The sequence below is a fragment of the Kitasatospora sp. NPDC051984 genome (assembly GCF_044593455.1).
Lineage (GTDB): Bacteria > Actinomycetota > Actinomycetes > Streptomycetales > Streptomycetaceae > Kitasatospora.
In genome coordinates this window covers 1-9,824 of sequence record NZ_JBIUCB010000053.1, presented here as the reverse complement: position 1 = coordinate 9,824, position 9,824 = coordinate 1, and the positions used below count along the sequence as shown (strand labels likewise).

At 70.3% G+C, this 9,824-nt stretch carries 8 protein-coding genes; 3 read left to right on the top strand and 5 right to left on the bottom strand.

Annotated elements, in window-relative coordinates; all coding sequences use genetic code 11:
* On the top strand, positions 1 to 855 hold an 855-nt coding region (locus tag ACIHEI_RS37255), incomplete at its 5' end, for a GNAT family N-acetyltransferase (protein WP_396609963.1).
* 213 nt (positions 856 to 1,068) lie between these two features.
* On the opposite strand, the gene ACIHEI_RS37250 is transcribed toward ACIHEI_RS37255, so the two are convergent.
* Positions 1,069 to 1,914, bottom strand: a complete 846-nt coding sequence (locus ACIHEI_RS37250; protein ID WP_392954441.1) for a spermidine synthase — start codon at positions 1,912 to 1,914, stop codon at positions 1,069 to 1,071.
* A 187-nt stretch (positions 1,915 to 2,101) separates the two neighbouring features.
* Between ACIHEI_RS37250 and ACIHEI_RS37245 the strand changes: the two genes are divergently transcribed.
* Positions 2,102 to 3,055, top strand: a complete 954-nt coding sequence (locus tag ACIHEI_RS37245; protein WP_396609962.1) for an alpha/beta hydrolase — start codon at positions 2,102 to 2,104, stop codon at positions 3,053 to 3,055.
* A gap of 180 nt (positions 3,056 to 3,235) precedes the next feature.
* Here ACIHEI_RS37245 and ACIHEI_RS37240 read toward each other — a convergent pair whose 3' ends face one another.
* The 4 genes from ACIHEI_RS37240 to ACIHEI_RS37225 all read right to left on the bottom strand — a co-directional run bounded on the left by ACIHEI_RS37240 (position 3,236) and on the right by ACIHEI_RS37225 (position 8,302).
* Positions 3,236 to 4,369, bottom strand: a complete 1,134-nt coding sequence (locus ACIHEI_RS37240; protein WP_396609961.1) for an AI-2E family transporter — start codon at positions 4,367 to 4,369, stop codon at positions 3,236 to 3,238.
* Between the two features lie 987 nt (positions 4,370 to 5,356).
* The gene (locus tag ACIHEI_RS37235) at positions 5,357 to 6,058 is read right to left on the bottom strand and encodes a glycerophosphodiester phosphodiesterase (protein ID WP_387865060.1); all 702 of its coding nucleotides are present in this window, start codon (positions 6,056 to 6,058) and stop codon (positions 5,357 to 5,359) included.
* A gap of 197 nt (positions 6,059 to 6,255) precedes the next feature.
* Complete coding sequence (locus ACIHEI_RS37230) at positions 6,256 to 6,669, bottom strand: molybdopterin-binding protein (protein ID WP_396609960.1); 414 nt, start codon at positions 6,667 to 6,669, stop codon at positions 6,256 to 6,258.
* Between the two features lie 325 nt (positions 6,670 to 6,994).
* Positions 6,995 to 8,302: an ROK family transcriptional regulator gene (locus ACIHEI_RS37225; RefSeq protein ID WP_396609959.1), complete on the bottom strand. Its 1,308-nt coding sequence runs from the start codon at positions 8,300 to 8,302 to the stop codon at positions 6,995 to 6,997.
* 85 nt (positions 8,303 to 8,387) lie between these two features.
* Between ACIHEI_RS37225 and ACIHEI_RS37220 the strand changes: the two genes are divergently transcribed.
* Positions 8,388 to 9,581, top strand: a complete 1,194-nt coding sequence (locus ACIHEI_RS37220; protein ID WP_396609958.1) for an MFS transporter — start codon at positions 8,388 to 8,390, stop codon at positions 9,579 to 9,581.
* Positions 9,582 to 9,824 lie beyond the last annotated feature (243 nt).

Below are 9,824 nucleotides of genomic sequence, written 5' to 3'. Positions count from 1 at the left end.
AGACCAGCAGATGCCCCACACCCACCCACCGGGCAGCCGCCACGAACCTCCGAAACGATCACACTCGAATCAGGCCGGTGGATTCGGGCTGAGGCGGCCACAGCTCTCACAAACCTCGATACACCGGGGCCTGGAGCGCGCCTGCTGCCCAGCGACCCTCGCTCTGCGATCGCCGCCGCTCTGCTCACCGCAGCCCACCAGGTCTTCGCCGCCGACAGCCTGGCCGTCCCACCGGAGTACCACCTGTTCCTGCCTGCGAACTGGCGTGGCCAACCTGAGGCTGCGGCAGCAGTGGAGTGGCGCCGCGAGGCCGCGAAGCTGGCCGGCCTCCGTCTTGCCACCGAGCGTCTCCGTTTCGAGTGGGAAGCGGAGCGGCCAGTCCCCACCGTGTCCGAGCGGTTGGTGTTCGCACCGGAACCCGACGACGAGGTCTTCGTCGATCTTTTCCGCCGGGCTCTACCGGGGAGCCTGGACGCGGCCACCACACGGGAGTCGCTGCTTCTCGGGCCGGCGGAGCAAGCCCGGAACGACGTCGCCTTCTACCACCATGACATGCTCGGTGACCGCTCCTGGTGGCGAATAGCTCGAACTCCCACGGGGCAGGTGGTCGGCTTCGGGATCCCCTCACGCAACTCCGCCGCTTCGGTGGTGGGCTATCTCGGAGTCCTTCCCGAGTTCCGCGGGCGGGGTTTCGTAGCGGAGATCCTCGCCGAGGTCACCCGGGTCCTCGCCACCGAGGCCAAGGCAACCGTCATCCGCGCCGACACGAACCTCGCCAATCACCCGATGATCGCCGCCTTCGAACTGCTCGGCTACCGCGAGACAGCGCGCCGGCTTGTTCTCTCCGCAGACTGATCAGCCCCACCACACAGCCAATCCGCCCGACCACGCGCGAAGTCGGCTGGACGGTCCGCCCACGCCGCCACTCTCCAGCGTTCCGTCCAGCCGATGCCTCAGCCAATGTCCGGCTCGCCGGCCAAAGCCGACCAGCCGACCTCGCCTCCAGGAAAGGAGCTCGCCATCAGGTACGACTTCCAGCACAGCAGCCCGCGTGACCCGCTGTCCACCTCAGCTCAGCGAGAACGCCCCGGCCGGTGGCGGCGGCGAATCCTCGGCAGTCGCATCCGTGACCGGCTCGGAAGCCTGCTGCGGCGATTCCGTCAGCCTGGCAGGGAAGGGGTCGGAGGCGAGCCGCCGACTCAACTCCCCTGTGGGCAGCGGCTCATCGGAGCCGATCAGCAGAACGTTCCCGTACCGCCGGCCTCGCAGCACGCTGGGCTCGGCCACCAGGCAGACGTGAGCGAAGACAGCGGCGACGGTGGCCACCTGGGCCTTGGCGAAGGCGAGTGGCGGGCCATCTGCGAGGTTCGCCGCGTAGCACCCGCCGGGCCTGAGCGTGGCGGCGGCAAGCCGGACGAACTCCACGCTGGTGAGGTGTGCCGGCGTCCGCGAGCCCCGGAAGACGTCAGCCACCACGACGTCGAATGTTCTCGGCGCCACAGATTCGAGTGCCGACCGCGCGTCGCCGACCACCACGTCGATGCCGGACGGCCAAGGAAGGTGCTCCGCGATGAACTCGGTCAACGGCCCGTCGACCTCAACCACTTGCTGCCGCGAGCCGGGCCGAGTATGTGCCAGGTAGCGGGGCAGGGTGAGCGCACCACCGCCGAGGTGCAGGACGTCGAGCGGCTCTCCGGAGTCCGCGACCACGTCCAGCAGATGCGCAATTCGCTGGACGTATTCGAACTCGAGATGCGTGGGGTCTTGGAGGTCGACATACGACTGCGGGGTGCCGTCGAGGGTGAGCAGCCAACCACCCTCGTCATCGATGTCGGGCATCAGCTTGGCTGTCCCCAGCGCCACCTCGCGCTCGACGGGGCGCGGCTCCGGCAGGCCGGCGGCCGGGCCGGTCATCGGACAGCCCTCCGGAAGGTGACGGTGAGGAGAACGATCAACGAAGGGGCAGCCATGCGGGCAGCTTAGGCCCGACCAGGGCAGTCTTCCCAAACGGAACGACTTACCGACCGGTATGGTCGCGGAAGTGGCACCGCCTCGAACGGCCTCGGGGCGGCGAGCAGAGCAGGAAGTGGGTGTGGTTGACATGGAGTTCCGCGAAGACATCCTGGGTGCCCCGTACGAGGCGGCGGAGCTCCCACTGATCCCGGATGGAGAAGGAGAGGTCAGCGCCACGCTGGTCCGCCGGTTGGTTCCGGGATCCCGCCAGGCGGTGCTGTACTTGCACGGCTACACCGACTACTTCTTCCAGACCCACCTCGCCGATCATTTCACCGCCGCCGGCTATTCCTTCTACGCCCTGGATCTCCGCAAGTATGGCCGGTCGCTTCGGCCCCACCAGTCCCCCAACTTCGTCACGGACCTCGCCTCGTACGACGAAGAACTGGACGAAGCCGTCCGCGTGATCCGGGAACTCGACGGCCACAGTCGGGTGCTGGTGAACGGGCACTCCACTGGTGGGCTGGTGGCGGCGCTGTGGGCGTCCCGTCGTGGTGGACGTGGACTGGTCGACGGTCTGTTCCTCAACAGCCCGTTCCTGTCGATGCCTGCCGCACCCGCGGTCCGCAAGCTCGGGGCGCCGGCCCTCGATGCTCTCGGCAGGGCCGCCCCTACCCGGAAGTTGCCGGCACCGCTCAACCCGCACTATGTCCACAGTCTTCACCGGAAGCACCGCGGTAGCTGGGAGTTCGACCTCGCTCTGAAGCCGGCCGAGGGCTTCCCGCTCTACGCCGGCTGGCTGGCGGCGATCCAGCGCGGACACCGTACGGTCCGACGCGGGCTCTCCCTCGGCTGCCCGATCCTGATGATGGCTTCCACCGCGTCCACCGTCACCAGTCGGTGGGATCCCGCACTGATGCACACCGACGCTGTCCTCCGCGCCGACGACATCGCCGCGCTCGCACCACGCCTCGGCCAGCACGTCACCACTATCCGCATCGAAGGGGGTATCCATGACCTGGTCCTCTCGGCCGAGCCGGTCCGGGCCCAGGTGTTCGCCGAACTCGACCGCTGGCTCGCCGCTTACTTCCCCGCTCCCTGACCACCGCACCATCACCGGGGCAACCACCCAACCCGACCCGGTGGTGCTGCCGAACCGTCGACCCGGTGTCGACCGCCGGAACCTCAACCCAGGAGGCCATCGCTGACCAGCAGTCAGATCCGCAGCTGTCCGCCCCACCCAGCCACGTTCGCCACGGCAAGCCACTGATCAGCGAACACCTCAGCTCTCGGAGCGCACTCGCCTGCGGCGGCTCGTGGGCGCCCCAGGTGTCTCCGCGCCGCCACGCAGCACCGACACCACACCGAGGCCGGCCGCGCTGACCGGCACGGCGAGCAACGCTCCGATGATTCCGGCGATCCCGGAGCCGGCCACCACGGCGATCATGATCGTCGCCGGGTGGAGCTCGACGGTCCGGCTCTGAATGACCGGTTGGAGCACGTTGCCTTCGATCGCCTGCACTGCCAGCACCACGCCAAGAGCCCAGAGGGCGGTGCCGAGACCGCCGTTCGCCAGGGCCACGAGTACCGCCATAGTCCCGGAGAGAAAGGCCCCGACGAACGGAATGTAGGACCCCATGAAAACGAGAGCACCCAGTCCGGCCGCACCCGGAACATCGAGGAGCAGCAGTCCGATGGAGATGAATGTCGCGTCGATCAGCGCGATCAAAGTGGTGCCGCGCATGAAGCCGGCCATGGCCGCGAAGGCCTGCTGACCGCAGGCGATCACCGTGTCGGAGTGCTTGCCCGGCATCAGTTCGTGGATGGCGTCGGCAAACCGATGGCCGTCGCGCAGGAAGAAGAAGACCAGCGCGAGGGCCAGCACTCCTCCGGTAAGCAGCTGAGTGACCAGGCCAAGTCCCGACAGGACCCCGTTGGCGAGGGAATCCACCAGGTTGCTTCCCGAGCCTGCGCTCTGCCGAAGCGCGTACTGGATCCTGTCGCCGAGTGGTCCGAGCCACGAGGCGATCCGGTCGCCCGCCTGTTGGAGTCCCGCAGCGATCTGTGGGGCGCTGTTCACCAGAGAGTTGACGAGCAGTGCGATGCCTCCGGTGACAACGAGGACCAGGGTGGCACAGGTCAGTCCAGCTGCCGCTCCACGGCCGACGCCCCGGTTCACCAGCCATGGCATGACCGGGTAGAGCAGCGCGGTGGCCAGGAGTGCAACCACCATCGGGATGGTCGCTGCTCTGAGCGCCACGACCACGAACACCGCAGCCCCGGCGACGGTGACGAAGAGGATCACCGCGGCCGACCAGGCAGCGGCGGCTCGAACGGATGGCGGCAGCATCAGGGCCGGCCTCCGATCGTCCGGCGCCGTACTGCGGGTGGCCACCACCGCGCCCGTTTCCGACAAGCCCTCAGCACCTATGGAGGTGTACGCACTTGACGTCGATTGCTCGCCAGTTGCCGGCACCGCACCGGAGGGGCGCCGGCCGCCCTTCCCGGCTTTCTCGCCGGAGGCAGTACCGCCAGCCCTCTCTCCGCTGGTCTCACCAGCTGCGCCGTCATCGGCCGGACCGGAGTCTCCGCCCAAGGACGGTCTGCGATCAGCAGGCCCAGATGCGCCGGAGTTGTCGGCCGGCTCTGCCCCTGATGGGTCACCCGCCGAGTCGTTCACATTGGGCTGCTCCGAGCCGCCCTCGTCACCGGACGGCGTTGGCGGCCCGGGGTGCTCGTTCGGTTCGCGAGGTTCCGGGGGGCCTTCCGTTGCCACCGCCACCTCCGCCCACGCGCCGCCATGATCGTGTCATTTCAGCACACACCTGCTGTCACAGCAGGTAGTCGCCTGTGGGGCGGCGCGCCGCCCACGCCGCCGCCGAACGGACCATCAACTCATCAGCGCTACCTGGCTCCCAGCCCAATCCAGAACCCCCGGCCGCCCACTACGCCCTCGCACTCCCGGACACGCTGCCGGGTCGACAAGCAGATTGGACATACTGTGACCGCACCTGTCAGCACTGTCTGCACGGCATTCGCCTTCCTCTCCAGGGCGTCCGCTCGGGTCTTCGGCATCGCGCGGAGGACAACACACTGGCGTCTCCTCCGGCGGCTCGCCGGCGAGCCCAACAGCAGTGGAGTGTCACGAGGCTCGCCGACCCCTGAGACACCGCCCGCTGCAGACGTCGCACGCAGTGCAGCCCCGATGCCCGCACACCGGCTCCATCGCCGGAGCAGGGCCCAAGGCCCGACGTTCGAGCCTGCGGTCGGCCTCACGGCGGCCACCGACCAGAACCGCGACCGCAGCACCGGTTCGGACATCAAGTCGGTGCGCCACAGCCCTTCAGTGTCGGGCCCGGCCCGACCGGCGGCCCGACCGGCGGCGCGGCCCGGGCGCCCCGGCTCAGCGGGCGTGCTGGTCGATCGTCCGGCGCAGCAGGGCCACTCGGTTGGAGGTGAGCGAGTCGACGCCGAGGTCGAGCATTCGTCGCATCGTCCTGCGGAGGTCGACGGTCCAGGTGGCGAGGGCGAGGCCGGCGTCGTGCACAGTCGCCACCAGTCGCTCGTCGACCAGCCCGAAGGGGGGATTGAGGTAGCTGGGGCGCAGTTCGTCCAGCAGCCGCTGCTTGGGCAGTTGAAGTCGGTTCCAGGTCAGCGAGATCTCCGCCTGGGGTGCGAGCTCCCGCACGGCGAGCATCGCGGCGACGGACCCGCAGAATGCGACGCGGTCGGCCAGGCCGAGATCGCTGACGGTGCGCCAGGTCGCGGCGGCCGGCTGGGCGTCGTCCAGGTCGACCAGCAGCTGTCGGCCGTCGGCCTGCGCGACGACCGGAAGGATCTCCGCGAGGGTGGGGATCCGGAGGCCGGGCGTGGCCAATTCCTCAAGCTGTTCGGAGGTCACGCGGTTGATCGGGCGCGGGTCGTTCCAGAGCCGTTCCAGGGTCCGGTCGTGGAGCAGGACCGGCACGCCGTCCCTGGTGAGTTGGACGTCGACCTCGACGGCGTCCGCTCCCGCCGCGAGGGCGGCACTGACCGCGGGCAGGGTGTTCTCGCGGTGCTGGTACGGGTCACCACGGTGGGCAACGGCGCGCACGCGGCTCTTCAACGGGGTCGTCCTCTCACACGGTCGGGCAGCTCACACCACGGGCCGCCTCGCCGGCGGTTGGCCGCAGAACTCCGCATCCTAGGCGGCGCCCGCTCGTCGCTGTGCAGGTACCTCCGATACCTGGCGGCGGGCATCACGCCCCGCCGGGCCGGGAGGCCACTGCAAACGCGGCCTCGGCTCATCGGCCGGGCAACGGGTCAACGGCGTTCGACCACGACGTTGGTCGACTTGATGACGGCGGTGGCGGGTGCCCCGGGCACCAGACCGAGCTCCTCCGCGGAGTCGCGGCTGATCAGCGAAACCACCCGGAACGGCCCAGCCTGGATTTCCACCTGCGCGGCCACGTCGCCCAGCACCACCGCGGTCACAATCCCCGGGAACCGGTTTCTGGCCGAGGACCGGCCTTCCGCCTCGCTGTTCTCGGGGCGCGCCAACTCACGTGCGAAGGCGGCGAGTTCGGCCCCGGCAATGATCCGGTGCCCGTGCTCGTCCCGGGTCGCCGGCAGCCGCCCCGCATCCACCCACCGCCGCATGGTGTCGGCGCTCACCCCGAGCATCGAGGCCGCCTCGCCGATGCGGTACGGGTGGACGGGCGGGTCGGGGATGACCATGGATGCAGCTCCTGGGCAGCTCACGGAAGGTGGAGACTCCGCCATCCTGCCCTACCGGCAGCCGGCCCCGTACCGACCCCACCATCGGTGGCCCCCGAACCGCCGCCCGGACGATCGCGGCTGGGCCTCCGGATTGGCCCCCACCTCAGCCGCGCCGCAGCTCCCGACGACCACGCCAAGGCGGCAAATCAGCAGTCGCGGCGCCGATCCAGTCCCTCGAAGGCCCTGCTCACCCCAGAAGGCGCGCTGCCCACGCACGACCCGACCACCCGCCGGCCGCACGAAACGATCACATCCAACCCGCGCGTCGGCCACGACCCGAGCCTCACTCGCCTCCGAACAGCTCGCGCCGCACCGCGTCCCCGGCGGTCAGCACTGCACCGGCAAGCACGGCGCCGCCACCGGCCGTACCGGCGCGGACTTCGGTGGCGAGTGGGGAGAGCCGGGCGAGTTGGCGCTCGACCCGGGCGGCCAGTTCGGGGCCCCCGGCCTGGCCGATCTCACCGCCCAGCACCACACAGCCGGGGTCGAGTACCACGCAGATCGACGAGGCTCCGAGGGCGATCCGTCCGGCCAGTTCCTCCAGGAAGTCGTGGGCTCCGGTCCGGACCGCGAGTCGTACGACGGCTTCGGCGCCGGGTTCCGATCCGTCAGGCTCGGCGTCCAGGCCATGGCGGGCGCCGAGTTCGCAGATCGCTGCGCTCGAGACCAGCGCGTGGAAGCCGCCGTCGCACCGGGTGGCGTCCGGCAGGCCGCCGGTTCCCGGGACGGGCAGGAACCCGATCTCACCGGTGCCGCCGGAGGCTCCACGTCGCAGCCGACCATCCAGGACGACCGACGCGCCCACGCCGTGGCCCAACCAGATCAGGGCGAAGTCCTTCCGGTCCTGGGCTGCGCCGATCCGGTGCTCGGCGATCCCGGCCAGGTTCACCTCGTTCTCGAGGATCACCTCTGTCCCGCGGCGGGCGCGCAGGGCGGCGAGCAACTTGGTGTGCCACTCGGGCAGTTTCCCGGAGTTGTTGAGTGCGCCGCTCACCGGGTCCACCAGCCCGGGCGCGCCGACCGCGACGGTGTGCAGGTCCTGCGCGCCGGCCGCAGCGGCGGTCGCGAGCAGTGCCTCGACCGTCCGCTCGACGAGCAGATCGCCGTCCCCCGGCCCGCCCTCGGCGGACGAGGCTGTTCCCGCCCTGGTCGGCGACGGGACATCAACAGCGGCTCCGGCGGTTCCGGCCGCCCCATCGACCGCGGCCGGAGGCCTGCCCGGTCCCTCGGCCTCGCTCCGCGCCGGTGCCGCGATGGTGGCCGTGCCGAGGGTGCGGCCGGTCAGGTCGGCAACGACCAGGCTGACACCGGTGGCGCGGATGTCGATCCCGGCAAGGTGCGCCCGATCGGCGACCAGCCCGTACAGCCGGGCGTTGGGGCCCCGGCGGAGTGCGGCGCTCTCCCCTGCCTGGGCAACCAATCCGCTGCGTTGGAGGCGTTCGAGCAGGTCGGCGACGGTGGGCCGGGAGAGTCCGGTCAGCGTGCGCAGGTCGGATGCGGTGAGCGGGCCCCGCTCGAGCAGCAGGTCGAGGGCGAGCCGGTCGTTGATGGCCCGGGCGGTGCTCGGCGTAGCAGTGCGAGCGGTCGTCATGAGCCTGCATCCTTCCAGAGGTTTCTATCAGGCAGGGTCCCTGATAGTTTATTTCCAATCCGACCGACCCAAGGGGGAGCCCGGCGTGGGCGAAACTCTCAAGGACGTCCGGCGCGCAAGGCTGAGTGTGGCGCTGGTGTTCGCCGTCCACGGAGCCGTCACCGGCACCTTCGTCAGCCGCATCCCGTGGATCAAGGACCAGCTGGATCTGAGTCCCGGCCAGCTCGGTCTCGCCCTGGTGTTCCCGGCGATCGGCGCCTCGATCGCGATGCCGCTGGCCGGAGGCATCGTGCACCGCTTCGGCGCCCGGGCCGCGCTGCAGGGCCTGTTGTCGCTGTGGTGTCTGTCGCTGGCGCTGCCCGCGCTCTCCCCGCACCTGGTGGTCCTCTGCCTCTCGCTGTTCATCTACGGCGCGACGTCCGGCATGTCGGACGTGGCGATGAACGCCCAGGGCGTCGAGGTCGAGAAACGGCTCGGCCGGTCGATCATGTCGGGTCTGCACGGGATGTGGAGCCTGGGCGGTCTGGTCGCCTCCGGCTTCGGTGTGCTGGCCGCGCATCAGCAGGTGGACGCCCGGATCCAGTTCGCGGTGACCGCACTGGTTCTGGTGCTGCTCGCACAAATCGTGTCGCGCGGGGTGCTGGACGTTCGGCCGGCCGTCGACGAGGAGGCACCGCCCCGCTTCGCACTGCCACCGAAGGAGGCACTGCTCATCGGTCTGGTCGGGTTCTGCGCGGTCTTCGCCGAGGGCGCGTCGATGGACTGGAGCGGCGTGTACCTGCGCGACGTCACCGGCGCCTCCGCGTCGATTGCCGCCGCGTGCTTCACGGCCTTCGCCGCCACCATGGCCGCAGCCCGCCTGGCGGGCGACGCGGTGATCCGCAGCCTCGGCCCGGTGCGCACGGTACGGGTCAGCGGCGCGGTCGCCGGCGTCGGCGGACTGCTGGTGGTCGTCACCGACAGCCCGTACCTGGCCATTCCGGGGTTCGCGCTGATCGGCATAGGTATCGCCGTGGTGGTTCCGCTCGCGTTCGCCGCCGCCGGACGGGCCGGTACCAACCCGAGCCAGTCCATCGCCGGCGTCGCCACCATCACGTACACCTCCGGCCTGGTCGCCCCGGCCGTGGTGGGCGGCATCGCCCAGGCGAGTTCGCTGACGGTCTCGTTCCTCGTCGTCACGCTGCTGGCGGCCGCCCTGATCCCGTCCGCCACTGCCATGCGCCAGCGCAGGTCGGCGGACTCGCCGGCCGCGTCGGGCCCCCTGGAGCCATCACGCTGAGACTGTGCCGGCAGCCGGACCGCCGGCGCCACCGGCCAAGCCGCCAACCGAACCGCCACGTGAGGGTGCGGGAACCGCCCCCGCACCCCTCACCACGTCAGCCCGCCCCACCGCACCCACGCGCTCGGCCTGCCCCGCGCCGCGTCTTAGAAAGTGTTGGGTAATCGGGTGATCACTCGTTCTTGAGGTCGTCGGCGAGGCGGCGGGCTGCTTCGGTCTCGATGGGGCCGTGCGGTTCGATCT

What these genes read in the sequence shown, in the direction of transcription:
- ACIHEI_RS37250 (WP_392954441.1), bottom strand. Translation starts at nt 1,914, where the DNA reads ATGACCGGCCCGGCCGCCGGCCTGCCGGAGCCGCGCCCCGTCGAGCGC.
- ACIHEI_RS37245 (WP_396609962.1), top strand. Translation starts at nt 2,102, where the DNA reads ATGGAGTTCCGCGAAGACATCCTGGGTGCCCCGTACGAGGCGGCGGAG.
- ACIHEI_RS37230 (WP_396609960.1), bottom strand. Translation starts at nt 6,669, where the DNA reads ATGGTCATCCCCGACCCGCCCGTCCACCCGTACCGCATCGGCGAGGCG.
- ACIHEI_RS37225 (WP_396609959.1), bottom strand. Translation starts at nt 8,302, where the DNA reads ATGACGACCGCTCGCACTGCTACGCCGAGCACCGCCCGGGCCATCAAC.